We start from the raw sequence: 19574 nt of genomic DNA, 5'->3' as shown, positions 1-19574 counted from the left end.
ACTTGTTGATCCAGAGGCGTTTGCTGTTTGAACAATAATAGATCAAATGGCTTAACGAGAAGAAATCGTATTCATTTGATCCAGCGATTATGATATACTGATTAAAAAGTAAAGCCGACTTAAAAAGTAAAGCCGACATTTACCCAAATCGACTGTAATCAGGGGGATAATAAAATGGCTAACGTGTTTTCTTCCAAGGCCTTAGAGGCCAATCTTAATCAGACCCGGGAAAGCGTCACGGAGATCCCGGAAATACAGCTATGGTTCGGTGAATTATCAAAAGAGTACTGGGGGATTCATAAACGCACCCAGGAATTTTTAATTGAGCTCAATCATAAGTATCGCAACAACCGCTATGTTATTGAATCGCTGCAGACGATTTGTCTTGGCGATATCTGGCTGTACCATGATCTGGAAGACTCCGAAAAAGCCTTCACCGTTCTGGTGGAGATGATCCGGTCAGTGTTGCGGTCTAAACTCAAAGACAGCCAGCGGACGCTGCTCAGCCAGGTATTGATCCGCTTTATGGACCGCCTCGCCAATCTAGACGATTTTCCCAAAGCAATTATTTTTTTGTGCATCGATGTTCTCAAAGAGGACATGGCGGAGCACGAACTTCTTTATGTCAAAAATTCCGGCGTTTTTAAAATATATTTAAATAAGGTGGTGGCAGAACCAGAATTTACCGCAATGCTGGTCGAAATTACCGCAAAATTACTGGATCAGTGCATTGATTATTGGGATCAGACCTCGTTGGCCGATGCGTGGTTTGCTTCCCGACAGAAACTTTTTCCCCATCTGAAGGCAGCTGACATCCAGGCCATCGGCCATGATTTTTTTGAGGATCTCAGAGTTCAGCGTCAGCAGGCCACCGATTGGGATGCGCTTCAGCAGCAACCTTTTTTCAATGACATCGCCAATTATTTCCGCAGCTTCTCAGAAAAATTCCCCACCCATCTGGAAACCATTTACTACTTGTATTATCTATTGCATTTGCCCGGAATGGCCACCCTGAACGACCATTTAATTTATGACATCAACCGCAATCTGCGCAATATCTTTGATGAACTGGATTCCCAGGATATCACCGAATTTATTAACACCATTATGGCTGAGTTTCAGGAACTTAATCGGGAACACGGGGACACGGTACTGGATTGCATACTCACTATGGGTAAAGAAATTATTGCCACTGGAGATGTCGCCAATATTGATTATTTCACCAAAGCCCTGATTAGTCTGGGCTTTAACTACCCGGGGAAATTGAGTCTTAATACCGACTGGCAGATTCTGATCGATTCCAATCACGTCAAAAATATTCGGGTGTGGCTGGAGTTAATTGAAGAAAATCCCCGCGTCATGCGGGAGCTCTTGGCCGCTCTGATTGTCAACCTCAAGTTGGGTGGGATCTTTATTTCCGATACCGATCTCTTTCAGCGGGATATTACCCGGCTGCTTAACGGTGAGATCACGCCGGTTTACCGGGAAATCAAACAGCTGGCGCGGATCTTTCCAGTCTATTTTCGGGAAATCGGGGCCGAGGGTGAGCTCCGGGATGTGACAACTGCCATTGACGAGGCCTCCCGGCGCAAGGACCGGCTGATCCACTTTATGCGCAAACAGATTCATATCGAAAGCAACAATACCCATATTGAGCTGGCCCGGAAAATCATCACCTACTGGTATGACGGTAATAAGGAGCCACTGAAAGAGATGATCCCCCAGGAAATCTACGCTGATCTTGATCAGGACAGTAAATGGTTTATTCGGCCCCATCAAACAATGATCCGACTTTGTGAAGAATTACAAACGTCTCCTGCCGGGCTGCTCCGTCTGGATCTTGATGTGATCCGGGGGGCCCTCCAGGAGTTGGAACCCGATCCAAGCCTGGATATCAAACGAGTACTTCATCTATTCAGGGTTTATTTCCTGCTGTTGGAAAAGTATTCCTTTGAATTTGATGATGTTCTGGCCATGCTCAGAGGTTACAGCCCCAACCTGACCGGGGACTTGAGCCAACTGAAACACATTCTAAAAAGTGACGATAAAGAAGCATCGATCCGCCAGATTTATCAACACATGAACCATCTCAAAGCGATTATTCAAGATCCTCATCCCAGTGAAGCCACCGAAAATATTTATTACAAACGGCACATTGCGGCGGATATTCCCTCGATGTACGGCGAGTATGTGGAGCCTAAGTTTGATGCCCTGGGTCTGATGTACCGGTTGGAACGAACCGTGGCCAAGCTGATGACCCAGGTCACCCAGCCCTTTAATGCGGAGTATATTACCGCCAAAACCTTCAGGCAGATTTATCATATTCTGCTGCTTTTTAAGGATGGCCTGGAGCTGGATGGCATTTATAATCAGGGGCTGAACTCCCATCTGGATATGCTTAAATTTGGGCTGGCTTCGCCCAGCTTTTCGATCCACCAGTACATCAATATTTTTCAGTTTATGGCCAACGATATCAAACAGATTATCAGCGAATACTTTTTTGATCTTTTTGAGGTCCCGATGAAGGTCATTATTCCCCAGGTGCTCGCGACAAAGCAGGTCGAAATGGCTGGGGACAGCCGCAAATTCTATCATATCGAATCAGAGAAATTCCTGCGGGACAACCTGTCCACGGCCTTTCTGGTTCAGGATCTGGATAACTTTATCACCGATACCATTAGTGGATTGCGCAGCATGATGAAAAATTATTCCAGCACCTTTATCGAAAGCATGATGACCTATGACCCGGATATTACCTTCAGCCTGCTGACCGAAAGCACCCCGGAAATTGATAACCCGGTTTTTTTGGGGGCCAAGGCTTATTTTCTGAAGAAACTGATCACCTATGGATTTCATGTGCCGCCAGGATTTGTGATTACCACCGAAGTGTTCAGACATAAGGAAACCATCGAAGGTCACCCGGATATGCTGCGGGATCTGGATCTGCTGATTGAAAAGCATATTGCTTTTATTGAAGCAATTACCGGCCAGTATTACGGAAAAGCAGAAAAGCCGCTATTCTTTTCGATCCGCTCGGGCTCATCGATTTCGCTGCCCGGCGCGATGAAGACTTTTTTAAACGTCGGGATGAATGACGAAATCGCCGAAGCTTATAGTAAGCGGCAGGGTTATGGCTGGACCGCCTGGGATTGTTACCGGCGCTTTCTGCAGAGTTGGGGGATGGCTTTTGGCATTGACCGGGATGTTTTTGACCGGGTGATGCTGGAATATAAACAACAATGGGATGTGGACCTGAAAATTAACTTTACTCCCGATCAGATGAAGACCATCGCCTGCAGCTACAAAATGGTCTTAAATGACTACGGCATCGAAATCGAAATGGATCCCTTTCAACAACTGAAGCAGGCCATTCGCTCGGTTTTGGACTCCTGGTTCTCCGAAAGTGCGGTTTACTATCGCGATCATCTGCAGATTGCCGAGGACTGGGGCACCGCCGTGGTGGTCCAAAAAATGGTGCTGGGGAACCGTTCAGCCCGCTCCGGCACCGGGGTGATTTTTACCAGCAGCCCCTTTAACGGCTGCGCCGGGATTAATCTCTATGGCGATTTTGCCCTCTGCAGTCAGGGCGAAGATGTGGTTTCCGGACTGGTCAATACCCTGCCTATCAGCGAGTTGCAAAGGAAACGGGATTATCGGGACAGTAGTTTGTCGCTGGAGTCGGGATTTCCTAAGATCTACCAGGCCCTGATCCATTATGCCGGAAGACTGATTGAAGAATATGGCTTTGTCCACCAGGAAATTGAATTCACCTTTGAATCTGATAATCCGGAAGATTTGTATATTCTCCAGACCCGGAATCAGAACCTGAAAAAACAGACCTCCTTTTCCAGCTTTCTGCCAGCACCCCACGAAATGGAACTGGTCGGTCACGGCATCGGCATGAGTAGCGCGGTGCTGTCAGGACTGCTGGCCTTTGATATGGCGGATATGGAGGGTTTAAAACGAAACTGTCCCGAGGCCAAAATTATTCTGGTCCGGCCGGATACGGTTCCGGATGATATTCCCCTGATCTTTGTCTGCGATGGTCTGATTACGGCCAAGGGTGGGGTCACCTCCCATGCGGCAGTAGCAGCCGCCAGCGTGGGCAAGGTTTGTGTCGTTAAATGTAAGGGTCTGGTAGTGAATGATTCAACCAAAGAATGTACTATCAACGGGCATCGTTTTAAATCCGGCGATCCCATCGCCATCGACGGCGGGTTGGGGAATATTTACAAGGGGAATTATGAGATTGGTGAGATTTAAAAAAGATCATTGTTTCTGAATGAATACAATAATACTATGAATAACCGTTTGTCATAGCGAGTATTTAGCGAACGATTCTATTTTTTTGAATATACTGGCGAATAATTTCCAATCCTTTTAGGAGTTTTTTACTATTGCCGGCTTTAGATAACGTAACTCTTAAGTAGTGTTCGTCTTCATTTGGGATAACAGTAAAACGATAAGAATGAACAATTTCAACACCTAATTTCATAAGCTCATGCTCTACCTCCTTTCCCGGCTTATCGCATGGAAAGGGAAGCCAGCGGAAAAAGCTGCTATTGGCTGGGGACTTGTGGCCAACCAGTGGGAAACAGGTATCAAAAATCTTATTTGCCTGCAACGCCAGTTCGTATTTTCTCTGAATCAGTTCAACTGCATCTCCGCTATGAATCAATTCGGTAATGATCTCGGCATCAAGGCTGCTGGTTTTCATGTTCATGTTATATATTCCATTTTGCAATTTTTCTCGGAATTGTTCTCCGAAAACTAAAAATGAGACTCGTAATCCTGTACATAAAGCTTTTGGAATATCGCTAAGATAACAGGTCTGCTCTGGCAGTAAGGTGTAGAATGTTGGTGGTTCGGCGGATGGTAATCCAGCAAAAACATCATCTTCAATGATGATCAGATGGTGTTTACGAACAACATTTACCAACTGACTTCTGCGTTTTGCAGAAATGCTGATTGTTGTAGGGTTGTTGCAGGGGGGCATAAGATAAATCCCGCGGACTGAGTTTAGCCTGCATGCTAGATCCAGTTCTGTTGCCAGCATACCTTCCCAGTCAGAGAAGACTGGGATCAGACGAATGTGCATGATTCTGGCGAGTTCGATAAAATTGGGGTAGGTATAATAATCAACTGCAATTGCGTCGCCGGGTGAAAAAAGGGTTGCCAGAATGATCGACAGGCCATTCATAACACCAGACACAATTGCGATGTGATCGATATCAGCATGAATCCCATATTGTTCCAGCGAACTAAGACCTGCAGCAAGGTGATGCGGGTGCCCCAGCATATAGTTATAATCTAATAAATCGGTCAGATACTGTTTTTGTGCGACTTTCTGGACAGCTTTTGCAACAATTGCATTGCATTGTTCAAAGCTGCTGATATAACCCATCTCAATAATGCCGGACTGTAAAGGAAATTCATGGATGGAAATGTATTCAGACGCATGTGGCGCAACAAAAGTACCGCGTCCAGTGACGCCATAAATAAGACCTTTTTGTTTGCACAAATTGTAACTGCGTGTAACTGTCGTAAAATTGATATCCAAATAATCAGCCAGTTCTCGTTGTGGAGGAAGCCTTGTTCCTGGTTTTAATTTTCCCGCAGAGATATCCGCAGCCAAAGCAGAAGCCAGAGAAAGATAATAGGGCTGTTTCAAATGGGATTTTTCCGGCTTCCATGACAAATGATAATTATCATAAGAGTTGATGGGCATACTAAGCACCTCATAAATTATTGTATCCATACAATTGTATCATTGTATGGATATGGGCGCAATGCTATAATTTAGCCAGTAATTTTAATGAGGAAAGGAAATTGCGATGAGAGAATTCAGGTTTGCTGTAAAACAGACAATTGCTATCTTCTTTACATATCTTTTTATTGGGATGGCATTCGGGGTCTTAATGAATGAAGCGGGATATTCTGTATTTTGGTCAGTGATTGCGGCGTTGTTCATTTATGCAGGGTCGATGCAGATTGTTATGGTTTCTCTGCTAACGGCTGGTGCACCGGTTTTGGCAGTTGCGGTAATGACATTTTTTATCAATGCCAGACATATATTTTATGGAGTTGGATTTATCGATCGTTTTCGGAAAATGGGTTGGAAATATCCATATATGGTTCTTACTCTCACAGATGAGACATATTCGGTTCTTTGTTCGGTAGACTATGAGGTGGGACTTGACAGAGAAAAAACAGATTTTTTTATCGCGCTCATTGATCATTGTTATTGGATGTTGGGCTGCTTCCTTGGTGGTTGTATGGGACAGTTTCTGCCTTGGAATACCGCTGGTATTGAGTTTTCTGCGACCGCATTTTTCCTGGTGGTCGTCATCAATCAATGGCAGCAATATCCATCTAAGATCCCCTTTTTCACTGGAATAATCAGTTCTGTCATTTTCTACTGTCTGCTGGGAGCAGACAATTTCCTGATCCCGTCATTGTCTGTCAGTCTGATTGTTTTATTGGTACTGCGCGATCGGGTTGCGTTGCGAATGGAAGGTGCGTAAAAATGGTAAATAATTTGGCTTACATGACCGGGGTAATCGCCATTACTGCGCTAGTGACATGGTTGACGCGGGCACTACCTTTTCTAATTTTTGGAAAACGGCGGTTGCCGCAAACAATCGAGTATCTCGGTAAAGTACTGCCTTCTGCAATTATGGTGATATTGGTTTTTTATTGTGTCAGAAATATCAATCTGACACAGTACCCATATGGAATGGCAGAAATAATTTCTTCCATAGCAGTTATCCTGACACAAATGTGGAGGAAAAACATGTACCTTGCGATTATTGTTGGAACAGTATGCTACATGATTCTGATTCGGACAGTTTTTTAAGCTATGCGCTGAAGTGAATAGCAGTCGTAATGGTCACGATTCACTTATCTTGGCGTAGCCATAGAAAGAAACGGTATGTAGGTCGACTGACAGAACAATCGACCCAGAAATCCAAGGAGCGATAAAGAAAATCCAGGCTGGGTTTAGGTAAAATTATAAGATCATGTCATCCCGGGGATCCCATCTCCATTGACGGCGGGCTGGGGAATATTTACAAGGGGAATTATGAGATTGGTGAGATCTAAGACCAGGGTTAAATTAAATAATAGATTACGTTATAATGAAAACAAATGTGAAATAATGCGATAGTTTTCGTTATGTCGAAAACTATCGTTGAAAACCGATTATTTATAGGATATAATTAAGATAAAAAGACAGGTGGTGGTAACTGATGATAAAAAGAGAAAGATATTTACAGAAAATCAGACCTTTTTTTAATCAAAACATTATAAAGGTATTAACCGGAATCAGAAGATGTGGAAAATCCGTAATGCTGGATCAGATTAAAACTGAATTGATGGATTTAGGTATTGAAAGCAATCAGATTATTGCGATTAATCTGGAGTCCGGGGAATGGTTGTTGAAAAATCAGGTTGAACTGCTTTACGATTATGTGAAGGTACGCATCAATCAAACAAAAAAGAACTACCTGTTTCTTGATGAAATTCAGGAAATTAATGGATGGGAGAGAGCTGTTAATGCATTTTTGGTCGATTTCGACATTGATATCTATATAACCGGGTCAAATGCAAAATTACTCTCGGGAGAATTGGCGACCCACCTGGGAGGCCGATACGTGGAATTTAGCATTTATCCTTTTTCGTTTGCGGAAGTCTGCGAAATCAAAAGGGATAAAGAGTTGGATATCGATATACAGAAGGTTTTTCAAACCTATCTACGAATGGGCGGGATGCCTTTTATTTATGAATCCGACATTGATGAAAGTTCACAGAAAAAGTATCTATCAGATATTTATGATTCGGTGGTGCTAAAAGATATCGTGGGCAGAAATAATGTCAGAAACATCGACTTACTCCAGCGGATTCTGCTATTTTTGATGGCTAATATCGGAAATCCATTCTCATCATCAGCTGTGATCAAATTTTTGAAAAATGAAAAACGAAGTATTTCGCAGGAAACCATCTATAATTATATTAATTATTGCGAAGCCGCATGTTTTGCTTATTTGGTTGCAAGAGAAGATATTGTTGGTAAACAAATTCTGAAATTTCAGGAAAAAATTTACCTCACTGACCACGGATTCAGAGAAGTGGTTTATGGCAACAACGAACGGGATATTCAGCAGATTCTGGAAAACATCGTTTATTTGGAACTATTACGAAGAGGCTATGAGGTAAGAATTGGAAAAGTATCGACCAGAGAGGTCGACTTCATTGCAATAAAAGGCAATCAACGTGAATATTACCAAGTTTCCTATATTCTTGCAGAAGAAACCACCATTGAAAGAGAGTTCTCTCCACTTGAAGCGATTACCGATAATTTTCCCAAATATGTGCTGACTATGGATGCCTTTGATCGAAGTCGAAATGGGATTAAACATGTGAATATTGTGGATTTTTTGTCGGGGGAGTAGGAAGAGTAGAACAAGAACGGCATAATCTGTCGAAACTCTACGGAGCGTTGATTGAATAAGTTCCATCGATCCATTATTATAGTTCATATGGAGGTAATTTTATGGATTGCACGAAGGTAGGCATACTACTGAAGGCGTTACGAAAAGAAAAAGAAATGACTCAAAAACAGGTTGCCGATCGGATGCACATCAGTGATAAAACCATCTCCAAATGGGAACGCGGCCTGGGTTGTCCGGATGTATCCCTGTTAGGGGAGCTGTCGGAACTATTTGAGGTAAATATTGAAAAAATACTTTTAGGAGATCTGGAACTGAATGATATGGAAACTGGAAACTTGAAACGAATAAAATTTTATGTTTGTCCAAACTGCGGAAATGTGATCAGCACCACTGGCGATGCGGAGCTTTCCTGTTGTGGACGCAAACTGGCTCCACTGGTGGCCAAACCAGCTGATGAAAAACACACCGCGGTAGTAACGGATGACGATGGGGAATACTACATTACCTTCGATCATGAAATGAGCAAAGCTCATTTTATTTCCTTTGTGGCTTATGTGTCGACTGATCGGTCCTTGTTTATCCGGCTGTATCCCGAGCAAACCGCGGCAGTGCGGCTGCCTAAAATGAGCGGCGGCAAGCTGGGCAAAAAGTTTGGCAGTAAACTGTATTATTATTGCAGCAAAGAGGGGCTTTGGGTATTGTAAAAATAGGCAGCATTGATTAAGGTGATTTAGATAGATGGAAACGCGATCAAAAAAAGCATTAAAAGAAAACTATAAAAACCGGACCGTTGTTGGGGGAATCTTTGGTATAAAATGTCACGGCAATGACCGGATCTGGATAAAATCAACCAAGGATATGACCGGTCAAAAAAACCGCTTTGGGTTTGCGGTGGCAACCAATTCCTGTCCGGAGCCCGGCATGCTGGGAGCATGGAAACAATACGGTGCCAAGTCGTTTTCCTTTGTTGTTTTGGAAGAAATCGAAAAAGGTGAAACCCAGACTGAGGGAGAGTTTAGTGATGACGTTGCAACGTTGCTTGAAATATGGATTGATAAACAGAAGGAAGAACTAAAGAATGAACACACAATTACATCCCATTGACTTTGAAGCCTGGGAGCGGAGACCGTACTTTTACTACTTTACCGAAATGCTGCCCACCGGGTTTAACCTGAACGTAGAGATCGATATTACGGAGACTTATCATCAGATTAAAGAAGCGGGTATGAAGTTCTTTCCGGCTATCTTTATCTGGTAGCAAAGTTGATAACCGAGCAGTCGGAATTTCGAGTAGCAAAAACAGCTGATACGTTGGGTTATTACGAGGTATTACATCCCTCCTATGCCTGTTTTCACGAGGACGATAAAACCATGTCGCATCTGTGGACAGAATATGACTCGCATTTTGAGAGCTTTTACCAGAACTACCTGAATGATCAGGAACACTATTCCGGGAATCACGGGATTCTGGCAAAACCGGAGCTGCCACCTCCCAATAGCTTTATGGTTGGGATGCTGCCGTGGACACAGTTTAGCAGTTACTCACCGATACCTTATGGCAAGGCGGATTATTATTTTCCGATCCTCCAGGCGGGTAGATTTTTTGAAAAAAACGGCCGAAAAATGATGCCCTTTTCGATCACCGTTCACCACGCTGTAGCCGATGGTTACCATGTCGGTTTATTCCTGGAAAAATTTCAGGCGGCCATGAATCATCCCGACCAATGGATCAGGTTATGACGAAAGTCATAGCCTTTTATTTCTTTTTGCACTGTGTAAGGCGTTCTTAAAATGATATCTTAAGTATGAACAATCTGTGACTGACCAATGAATCGGGCAGATTATTGCGTATGATAGATAAAAAGTGTGATAAAGAAAGGACGTTAAGAATGGAAACTGCAATTGTAAAACTGGAAGGCTTGACAAAAAAATATGATGGCAAGGCCGTCGTCGATCATGTTTCACTGGAAATTCGACCGGGGGAGGTTTTTGGACTGTTGGGGCCTAATGGCGCTGGTAAAAGTACCACGATGAATATGATCTGTTCGTTGGTGAAGCCAACCGCTGGCAAAATCAGTCTATTTGGCAAAGATGTCCAAACCGATATGAAGGAGGCCAAAGCCAGACTCGGTTACATTCCCCAGGAGCTGGCCATTCATGGCAATTTGAAAGCCTGGGAAAATGTCGAGCTGTTTACATCGCTTTATGGAATAAAGGGCAAGGAATTAAAAAGAGCAATTGATGATTCATTGGAATTTGTTGGATTAAAAGATCAACGCAATGTCTTCAGTAAAAACTTTTCAGGCGGAATGAAACGCCGGTTGAACATTGCCTGTGCCATTGGCCATCATCCGGAGCTGTTAATTTTTGATGAACCAACGGTGGGCATTGATCCCCAATCCCGAAATTTTATTCTGGAAAAGATAAAAGTTGCCAATGAGCAGGGTGCCACCATTATTTATACCAGCCACTATATGGAAGAAATTGAAGCGATCTGTTCCCGGATTGCGATCATGGATAATGGCAAGATTATTGCCATGGGCACAAAAAAAGAACTGACCGAACTGGTCACGGCAGAAGCAGACTCGACAATGAGCCTGGAAGAAGTTTTCCTGACTTTAACCGGCAAGAAGCTGCGCGATTATGCCGAGGGAGAACTGTGAGATGCCACTGATATTGATCAAAAACAACATGAAACTGATGTTTCGGAGTAAGGCGTTTCTGTTGATGATGGTCATTATGCCGATCATTGTTATCGCCCTGTTGTCCAGTGCTTTTAAGGACATGATGGCGTCGGCCCGGGAAATCGATCCGTTTACGGTGGGCTACCGAATCACGGAGGACAGCCCTTATCGGACGTATTTATCGGAACTGAAAAAAGCAAGTGCCGAGAACGATGTAACCCTCACCGAATATCCGGAGGGCGAGATCGAAAACCTGATTAAGAATGGTACCGTCACAGCCTTTGTAGACATCCAGGATGATGATTATATCCTGTATCAGTCAAGCGAAAAAAAGGCCGAGGCATTGATCACAGAAAGTATTTTTGACCGTTTCTTTTATCAAGTGGACGCCAATTCTGCCCTGGTAAAAGCCCAGATGGAGCAGGGAATTATTGATCTAAAATTGCTGGAACCGGATCGTAAAACAGCAACCCGGGAGGTATTGGAAGTGGAACCAATGCCCACATCCACCGATTATTATGGCATTATCTATATTGTCTTCTGGAGCTTTTGCGGGATGATGCCATTGGCGGCGGTCATTTCAAGTGAGCGTAAGAATGCGATTCCCCAGCGGATGCGGGTGTCACAAATGACAAAGACGCAGTTTTATCTGGCCAAATTCGTGCCCTGTTTTCTGGTAACCTTTATTGAAATGGGCTTGGCCTGGACAATCTCAGCCTTGCTCTTTAACGTCCATTGGGGACAGCTTCCGGCTTCAGTCGGAATCATTTTGCTTGCTACTATGGCAGCAGCAGCGATCGGCGTTTTTCTTTATCAGCTCTTTAGTAAGGTGGTTGTCAGCGTGGTCGTGGGCTTTTTTTTGACCTGGGTGCTGGGCTTTTTCGGTGGTTCCTTTGATCCGTACTTCTATGAAGATTTCCCGATCATGCTGATGAAAGCATCACCGATTTATTATGTTAACCGGACGCTGGTGGAATTTTCCACCAAAGGATACAGCGACTATACTGGCACCTGTCTGATTTATCTGATTGGTCTGATTTTTGTTTTTGGAATATTAGGCAGCATGCTGATGAACCGGAAAGTGGAGGAATAATATGAATGGCTTTGTTACCTTGGTAAAAACAAATCTGAAGCTGCTGCTTCGAAATAAAGGCTATCTGTGTCTGGTGATACTACTGCCGATTCTATCAGCCGGCCTATTATCTTTGCAATTAGACGAAACCGTGACGATGAAAGATGACAGCTCTTATGTTGTTCAAAACATTGAAGACCGGGATGATAATATCACCAGTATTGAAAATACCAAGCTTTTGGTTAAAATCTATGACAACAGTAACAGTCAATTATCCGACGATCTGGCTCAGGAACTGGCGGGTTCAGGAATTTTTCGAATCTTCCGCTATAATCAGGAAGTGGTTGATTTGGCCACTGCCAGAGCAGCCAGTATCGACAGCGCCGGGAAGAGTAATATTGGCGCGGTGGTCTATATTCCTGAGAATTTTGAGACCGACATCTTATCCGGTGGCAGTGGAAATTTATCGATCATGGAGATCACCGATGACGGACGAAATGACTTGTTGGCCAGCCAGGTCAATACTTACATCAGCTTTATGATGCAAGCCGCCGACAGCACGAATTATGATAAAACAGCACTGGCTTCGATGCTGGGTGAACTGAAAGAAAGTCGGCTCAACAAAAAAATTGAAGCAGTGGAGGTCGGCAATAGCCTGGCATTAACCAGTCAGCAGAACCACCAAAGCACCCGCATCGGTTATTCAATTGCGGCGCTGACAATGGGTTTTCTGTTCTGCGGGGTCTTTATCGCCGACATCATCGTCAAGGAAAAAAACAACAAGGTCTATAACCGGATATTTTTGTCAAAAGCCAGTATCCTCAATTATGTCGTAGCAAAAATGGCCATGATTTTGTTGACCGTTGCGATACAGACCGGTATTTTAGCCTTGGTCACGCCGCTCATGGTGAGTACTGATTTTGGTATCTCTTTTAGCAGCTATCTGTTCCTGGTTTTTGGTCTGGGCTTATGCATCAGTACTCTGTCAGTGGTTATCGGCACCCTGGTCAGCAATACCATGAATGCAACCTACGCTGTCTTTGCCATCTGGATTGTCTCCAACATTATGGCCGGGCTGTACTTTCCGATTACCAGTGCCGCCCAGTGGTGGGTAAAAGCATCGCTATTGATTCCCCAGCGCTGGGTGATCGTCGCCTCTGAAATGCTGATGACTGGAGAAACGGGGGTTTATGCAATGTACGGGATGATTGTCGGCTGTTACCTGCTGGTCCTGATGGCTGGTACCTCCATTGGCGTTATGGTTGGCAAAAAGGATTATTAAACAATTACGTTGAAGTAAAAATTGAATATGTGATAAAATGTCCATAAAACGAACAGGGGAAGGAAGTCAGGCAGATGGTTGAAAAGATGAAGGAAAACTATTTCTCGATGATGAAATTCAGCTGTCTGGCGGTCATGCTGGCATATGTGATCGTTGGCGGTGCGAAATCCTTTCAAGCGATCAGCCAGGAGGTTTTTTGGCTGGGATTGTTTCTGGCGGTAGCGACCCTTTATGAGTTGCTGGACAAGGAAAAAATGGGCTGCCTGGTTGTTGAAATTATCCTCGCGATCGGGATCCTGTTTTTATTTGGGGAAAGCAGCGTCGGTTTTTATTTAATTCCGGTGGTGGTACTGGATACGGTGGCATATTTTAAATTGCCCCTCGTCGTCGGTTTGATGGCCGCTGCCGGTATCTTTTTCAATCCGCCGGATTTAACTGTATATATGATTTTCTGTATCTTTATCAGTGTTATTTATTTTCAGAATCATGTGATGATTAAGCGCTATCAGGATAAGCTTGAAAACTATGAGCAGGAAGAGTTTAAACTAAAGGATTCCATTTCGGACAAAGACCTGATGTTTAAAAAGAAACTGGAACAGAACAGCCTGCATTATAAAAATCAAATCCTTGAAGAGCGGGCCGGAAACTATCAGGCCTTGCATGATAAGCTGGGACATAGCATTAACGGTTCTGTTTATCAACTGGAAGCCAGTAAGGTGCTGATTCATAATAAACCGGAAGAAAGCAGCCGGATTATTCAGGCCGTGATCGACACCTTAAGGGAAAGCATGGATGAAATCCGTTTTATCTTACGCAAGGAAAAACCAGAGCGGAAAAAGGCAGCACTGCTACAGCTGCATGGATTATGTGAAGAATGTCGGGAAAAATACGGCATTCAGGCGACCTTGCTGTTAGAGGGTGAAGATAAAGAGATCCCCGATCAAATTTGGGAAGTGATCCTGGATAATGCCATTGAAGCGGTTTCTAATGCCCTTAAATATGCTGAATGTTCCAGACTAGCCATTGAATTGGTAGTGATGAACAAAATCGTCCGCTGCAGTATTTTTAATAATGGCACAAGCTGTGAAACAATTGTCGAGGGAATGGGGATTCAGGGCATGAAAGACCGGACCCGGAAAGTGAATGGGCTGATTGATATTGATGGCCAGAACGGATTTCGGATTAATATGATTTTTCCGTTAACGTCCGTTTCGGAAAGGGGACCGGTATGAATAAAATAAAGGTAATCATTGTTGATGACTCTGATTTTGTACGCGATGGCATGGGCATCATCCTCGGTGTCGATGATGAGTTCCACGTCGTCGGCTGTGCCAAAAATGGCAGAGAGGCGCTGGAATTTGCCCAAAAAGAAAAGCCGGATGTTTTTTTGATGGATATCCAGATGCCGGAGATGGACGGCATTGCTGCGACCAAAGAGATTGTTGCCCAAGGTCTGGGAAAGGTGCTGATTCTAACTACCTTTGATGACCGCGAGCTGGTGGAACAGGCCATGAAAAATGGTGCCGATGGATACCTGATCAAAAATCATACCCCGGAACAACTTAAACAAAGCATTAAATCTGTTTATCATGGGGTTCATTTTCTCGACAGTCAGGTGCTTGATAAATTTACCGAACCGCAAACAAAATGCAGCACTGGTTTTGACGGCAGTTTGTTTACGGCCAGAGAACTGGGGATCATCGAAGCGGTAGCCGATGGCTTATCGAATAAGGAAATCGCCGAAAAACTCTTTTTGAGTGAAGGAACCGTTAAAAACTATATTAGTGTGATCCTGGACAAAGGCAATCTGTCTCATCGGACCCAAATGGCCATTTATTATTTAACCGGCAGACGATAAGCAAGAACGGGGAAATAAAAAAACGCCATTCGAATTTTCACTCGAATGACGTTATTGACAAGTCTGATTGCGGAGCTGCGGTCAGATTTTTTTTAATGCCGGCTCCAACTGTTGCCATTTGTTGCCCAGAACCGGCGGGGTATAGTGAATCATCTGATCGACCAGCTCCCCGGGATCCGATGAGAGTAGCACCAGTTTGGTATTGGATGGGTTCATAAAGCCTTCGTTGACAATATTCTGCATCATCGCCATGAAGGAATCGAAAAAGTTGGAAATGTTGAGAACTCCAATCGGTTTCTTGTGAATGCCCAGTTGCGCCCAGCTGAGGGTTTCAAATAATTCTTCAAAGGTCCCCACGCCGCCGGGAATGGCAATAAAACCATCAGATAAGTCGGCCATGGTCTGTTTGCGCTCGTGCATATTTTTTACTTCAATAAATCGGGTCAGACGATCATTAATTACTTCCTTGGGGAAGAGACCACCGGGCATAACGCCGGTGACGCGGCCGTTATTATCCAGCATATAGTTGGCTATTTCGCCCATTAAACCGGTTTTCGATCCGCCATATACCAATTCAATATTATTCTCGACAAGGACCAGACCCAGTTTTTTAGTAATTTCTTGGTATTCTGGACGAACACCCAGATTGGAACCGGAATATACGCATATTCTTTTCATTGCTGCTTCCTCCCAGGATCTTATAAAAAATTTAATGGATGCATCAGGAGAGATGCACCCAAAATCATAAGTTCTATTAAGATTCTATATTATATCAAGCAGTGACCGGTTTGACAAGCAGGATCGGTCATTTTAGCCCTTTGCTTAAGAATTGTCGTAAACCTTTCAAATTAAAGAGCAAATAGAAAAAGCGGAAAATATGAGTGTTCTGATCAATGAACAATAACTGGGAACGTGGCTCGTTAATTATGAAGATTTGGTTAAGATTCACGAAGAGCGTTGATAAAATACACGCCGGATGCTATACTTTTTTCATGAAGAAAAAAGGAGCGTGTTGATGAAGCTGGATTACCGCCTCACGGTTTTGGTCGGTCTTGGGTTTATGACCATTAGTGCATTTTGGAGCCTGTATGATTTTGTGATTCCCATGATTATGTTGAAAGCCTTCGAATTTGGGGACACCATGGCTGGGGTGATCATGTCCTTTGACAATGTGTTGGCCTTGTTTATGTTGCCTTTGTTTGGGATGCTTTCTGATAATACCAGCACCAGAATGGGGCGACGAATGCCCTATATTTTAGGCGGAACCGCAATGGCGGTAGTTTCCATGCTCTTGATACCCTACGCAGTGATGGCCAATAAGCTGATTTTGTTTATTGTGGCTCTGGCTTTGGCGTTATTGTCGATGTCTTTTTATCGCTCACCGGCGGTGGCCCTGATGCCCGATGTTACCCCTAAACCACTACGATCAAAAGGGAATGCGGTAATTAATCTGATGGGGGCAGTTGGCGGGATTATGGTCTTGGGAATGGTGGCGCTACTGGCCCCGGATAAAGACAATATCAATTATTGGCCCCTTTTTCTGGGTACCGCCGCAGTGATGGTGGCGGGTGTCATTATTCTCAAACTGACAGTTAACGAACCGGATGCGGTAATAAAAATGCGTCATAACAGTGCGGCTCTGGGCATTGACGTCGAAGAGGCGGAACATGATGCGACGCTGGTGACCCATGAAAAGCTGCCTAAAGAGTATAAGAAGAGTCTGATCTTTATTCTCTTATCAGTATCCTTGTGGTTTATGGGCTATAATGCCGTTACCTCGGCTTTCTCAAAATATGCCATGGTTTCCTTGGGGATGCAAGAATCCCAATCGGCACTCATTTTGATGGTCGCCAGTATCGCCGCCATTATCTCATTTATTCCGGTGGGGATTATTTCCTCGAAGTTGGGACGCAAAAAGATCATCCTGATGGGTGTGGTCGTGCTGGCCGTTGTTTTTGCCACCGCGACTTTTTATAGGGCCTTTAACCCGATGCTGTTTATATCCTTTGCGTTGGCCGGAATCGCCTGGGCGGCGATAAATGTCAATTCGCTGCCGATGGTGCTGGAAATGTCCAAGGGTGCCAACGTGGGCCGCTATACCGGTTATTATTATACGGCCTCGATGGCTGCCCAGGTGGTTACGCCGATTGTTTCCGGCGCACTGTTAGAGCATCTTGGCTATCATACCCTGATGCCCTATGGTGCCTTGTTTGTCGCGTTGGCCTTTGTAACGATGATGATGGTTCAACATGGCGATTCAAAGCCCATCGCCCCGCGGTCCAAGCTGGAGGTTTTTGATGTGGCAGATTGAGATGACAAATTGGTTTAGACAGGAAGGCCGACGATGATTTATCTGATTCTGGCACTGATCGCATTCTTTTTACTCTATCTTTTTATCATTTCGCCAGGAGCATGGCCGGACCATTCTGATCCGGTGCTGTGGGAAATCAGTTATGCCCATCGGGGCCTCCATCAAAAAGACAAGACCGTTCCGGAAAATTCGCTGATGGCCTTTGGAAAAGCAATTGAAGCAGGATATGGCATCGAGTTGGATATAAACCTGACCGCCGATGGAAAGGTAGTGGTTTTTCACGATGACAGTCTGCTTCGGGTATGTGGGGTGGATAAATTGATCACCCAATGTCTGTCAGCAGAGCTAGTGGATTTTCGGCTGGAAAACACCGAACAAACCATTCCCTTATTAGCAGATGTGCTGAAACTTGTGGATGGGCAGGTTCCGCTCATTGTCGAATTGAAAAACACCAAAAATTGGCCGCAACTCTGTGTCAAAGCCGCCGAACAGCTGGCTGATTATGCAGGACCTTATTGCATCGAGTCCTTCCATCCCGGGATTGTCAGCTGGTTTTACAAGAATAAACCGACGGTAGTAAGAGGTCAGCTTTCAGCGGGACATCAAAGTTTTGAGGGTACCCCCCGGTGGCAAAGCGTTTTGATCGCTTCGATTATGACAAATGTGATTTCCCGGCCGCATTTTATCGCCTATAAGCACCAGGATGCCCATCATCGCCTCCGTCTCCAGCTGTTTCGACAATTGGGAGGGAAACTGGTTGGTTGGACGGTCAGGGATAGCGATGATATCGTCGGGTGTATAAATTTTTTTGATGTGATTATCTTTGAATTTTTCAGACCTTAGCTATGCAAAATAAGATTTAACAGAAAATAGTCTAAATACTAATCTAGTTTTAATGATTGATTGAGAAAATAAAGGGGTAAATAAAGAAATACACGACAAAAATAGACACTAATAAAAAAAGCAACGGTTAAGTTATTGCGAAACAGGTAAGCAGCGTAGCGTTTTCGCAATGGCCGCTAAAATTTCAAGAGAAAGGAACTGATTTGATATTAGATTAACAGAAGAGGGTGAGGGTACATGACACTATATATCGTGGCAGGAATAGCCATATTTATAATTTATATTTTGTTGCTGCTCCCGGGCAGAATGCCAAAGGAGGTTGATGACCGACTTTGGACCAGTTACTATGCCCATCGGGGATTGCACGAAAAGGATAAGTCGATACCGGAAAATTCGATGACTGCTTTTAGAAAAGCGGTAGATGCCGGCTATGGAATCGAAATGGATTTAAATCTTACCGCCGATGGTAGAATCATTGTCTTTCATGATGATAATTTATTGCGTTTGTGTGGGGCCGATAAATTAATAACGGATTGTACCTATGAGGAATTATTGACTTATAACCTGGAAAATACCGGGGAAAAAATCCCTTTGTTTGAAGATGTGCTGAGCATGGTGGATGGTCAGGTTCCCCTGATCGTCGAACTCAAAAACACCAAACACCTCAACGAGTTGTGTTCAAAAACAGCCGAGCATCTTGATCATTATGAGGGGCTGTATTGCGTCGAATCCTTTCAGCCGTTGATTGTCAGGTGGTTTTATAAAAACCGGCCGGATGTGGTCAGAGGGCAGCTTTCAGTCGGTCGTAAAAGTCTCAAGGGACTGGATGTCAAATTGTGGCAATGGTTGTTAATCATTTCATTTGCCACCAATTTTATCTGCCGTCCTCATTTTATGGCATTCTATCATGGTGATGCCCGAAGAAAACTGGGTCTCAGCCTGTTCCATCTGCTGACCGGAAGACTGGTCGGATGGACGGTCCAGGATACCGATGATATTGAGTATTGCAAGAAAAAATTTGATGCGATCATTTTTGAATATTTTGAACCATGAGTTTTAGTAAAAGGTCATAGC

Annotated in this window: 16 protein-coding genes and 1 pseudogene; 15 read left to right on the top strand and 2 right to left on the bottom strand. The window is 44.0% G+C overall.

Features of this window, described 5'->3' with window-relative positions; translation table 11 throughout:
- Window positions 1–174 precede the first annotated feature (174 nt).
- Entirely contained in the window at window positions 175–4263 is a 4089-nt protein-coding gene (locus A3KS_RS0103330; protein WP_026393705.1) for a PEP/pyruvate-binding domain-containing protein, read from the top strand.
- A gap of 64 nt (window positions 4264–4327) precedes the next feature.
- Here the strand turns inward: A3KS_RS0103330 and A3KS_RS0103325 are convergent, their stop codons facing one another.
- Complete coding sequence (locus A3KS_RS0103325; RefSeq protein WP_207637739.1) at window positions 4328–5758, bottom strand: aminotransferase-like domain-containing protein; 1431 nt, start codon at window positions 5756–5758, stop codon at window positions 4328–4330.
- A gap of 76 nt (window positions 5759–5834) precedes the next feature.
- Between A3KS_RS0103325 and A3KS_RS0103320 the strand changes: the two genes are divergently transcribed.
- The 11 genes and pseudogenes from A3KS_RS0103320 (at window position 5835) to A3KS_RS0103270 (ending at window position 15346) form a co-directional block, all read left to right on the top strand.
- Window positions 5835–6524: an AzlC family ABC transporter permease gene (locus A3KS_RS0103320; protein ID WP_026393703.1), complete on the top strand. Its 690-nt coding sequence runs from the start codon at window positions 5835–5837 to the stop codon at window positions 6522–6524.
- Between the two features lie 2 nt (window positions 6525–6526).
- Window positions 6527–6856 (top strand): branched-chain amino acid transporter permease, encoded by a 330-nt coding sequence (locus A3KS_RS0103315; protein ID WP_051355626.1) that lies wholly within the window; start codon window positions 6527–6529, stop codon window positions 6854–6856.
- 391 nt (window positions 6857–7247) lie between these two features.
- Window positions 7248–8450, top strand: coding sequence for an ATP-binding protein (locus A3KS_RS0103310; protein ID WP_026393701.1), 1203 nt, complete (start codon window positions 7248–7250; stop codon window positions 8448–8450).
- A gap of 101 nt (window positions 8451–8551) precedes the next feature.
- Window positions 8552–9154 (top strand): helix-turn-helix domain-containing protein, encoded by a 603-nt coding sequence (locus tag A3KS_RS0103305; RefSeq protein ID WP_026393700.1) that lies wholly within the window; start codon window positions 8552–8554, stop codon window positions 9152–9154.
- A gap of 34 nt (window positions 9155–9188) precedes the next feature.
- Window positions 9189–9554, top strand: coding sequence for a GIY-YIG nuclease family protein (locus A3KS_RS0103300; RefSeq protein WP_026393699.1), 366 nt, complete (start codon window positions 9189–9191; stop codon window positions 9552–9554).
- Window positions 9529–10190 (top strand): annotated as a pseudogene (locus A3KS_RS19875) (CatA-like O-acetyltransferase). Before A3KS_RS0103300 ends, A3KS_RS19875 begins: the two are co-directional and overlap by 26 nt.
- A 149-nt stretch (window positions 10191–10339) precedes the next feature.
- Window positions 10340–11113: an ABC transporter ATP-binding protein gene (locus tag A3KS_RS0103290; protein ID WP_035355087.1), complete on the top strand. Its 774-nt coding sequence runs from the start codon at window positions 10340–10342 to the stop codon at window positions 11111–11113.
- A gap of 1 nt (window position 11114) precedes the next feature.
- Window positions 11115–12227: an ABC transporter permease gene (locus A3KS_RS0103285; protein ID WP_026393697.1), complete on the top strand. Its 1113-nt coding sequence runs from the start codon at window positions 11115–11117 to the stop codon at window positions 12225–12227.
- Between the two features lies 1 nt (window position 12228).
- On the top strand, window positions 12229–13488 hold the full coding sequence (locus A3KS_RS0103280) for an ABC transporter permease (protein WP_026393696.1): 1260 nt from the start codon (window positions 12229–12231) through the stop codon (window positions 13486–13488).
- Window positions 13489–13562: 74 nt separating this feature from the next.
- On the top strand, window positions 13563–14720 hold the full coding sequence (locus A3KS_RS0103275; RefSeq protein ID WP_026393695.1) for a sensor histidine kinase: 1158 nt from the start codon (window positions 13563–13565) through the stop codon (window positions 14718–14720).
- Window positions 14717–15346: a response regulator gene (locus tag A3KS_RS0103270; RefSeq protein WP_026393694.1), complete on the top strand. Its 630-nt coding sequence runs from the start codon at window positions 14717–14719 to the stop codon at window positions 15344–15346. The genes A3KS_RS0103275 and A3KS_RS0103270 overlap by 4 nt, the downstream gene beginning before the upstream one ends.
- 81 nt (window positions 15347–15427) lie before the next feature.
- Here the strand turns inward: A3KS_RS0103270 and A3KS_RS0103265 are convergent, their stop codons facing one another.
- Window positions 15428–16024: an LOG family protein gene (locus A3KS_RS0103265; RefSeq protein ID WP_026393693.1), complete on the bottom strand. Its 597-nt coding sequence runs from the start codon at window positions 16022–16024 to the stop codon at window positions 15428–15430.
- 337 nt (window positions 16025–16361) lie between these two features.
- Between A3KS_RS0103265 and A3KS_RS0103260 the strand changes: the two genes are divergently transcribed.
- From A3KS_RS0103260 to A3KS_RS0103250, 3 genes are all read left to right on the top strand, one after another.
- Complete coding sequence (locus A3KS_RS0103260; RefSeq protein WP_026393692.1) at window positions 16362–17657, top strand: MFS transporter; 1296 nt, start codon at window positions 16362–16364, stop codon at window positions 17655–17657.
- Between the two features lie 33 nt (window positions 17658–17690).
- Window positions 17691–18500 carry a glycerophosphodiester phosphodiesterase family protein gene (locus A3KS_RS0103255; RefSeq protein ID WP_026393691.1) on the top strand — a complete coding sequence of 270 codons (810 nt, stop codon included), beginning with the start codon at window positions 17691–17693 and terminating at the stop codon, window positions 18498–18500.
- Window positions 18501–18737: 237 nt separating this feature from the next.
- On the top strand, window positions 18738–19553 hold the full coding sequence (locus A3KS_RS0103250; RefSeq protein WP_026393690.1) for a glycerophosphodiester phosphodiesterase family protein: 816 nt from the start codon (window positions 18738–18740) through the stop codon (window positions 19551–19553).
- The last annotated feature ends 21 nt before the right edge of the window (window positions 19554–19574 follow it).

The organism is Acetobacterium malicum subsp. dehalogenans DSM 11527 (assembly GCF_000472665.1).
GTDB lineage: Bacteria > Bacillota > Clostridia > Eubacteriales > Eubacteriaceae > Acetobacterium > Acetobacterium malicum.
This window is presented reverse-complemented; position numbering and strand designations above follow the sequence as displayed.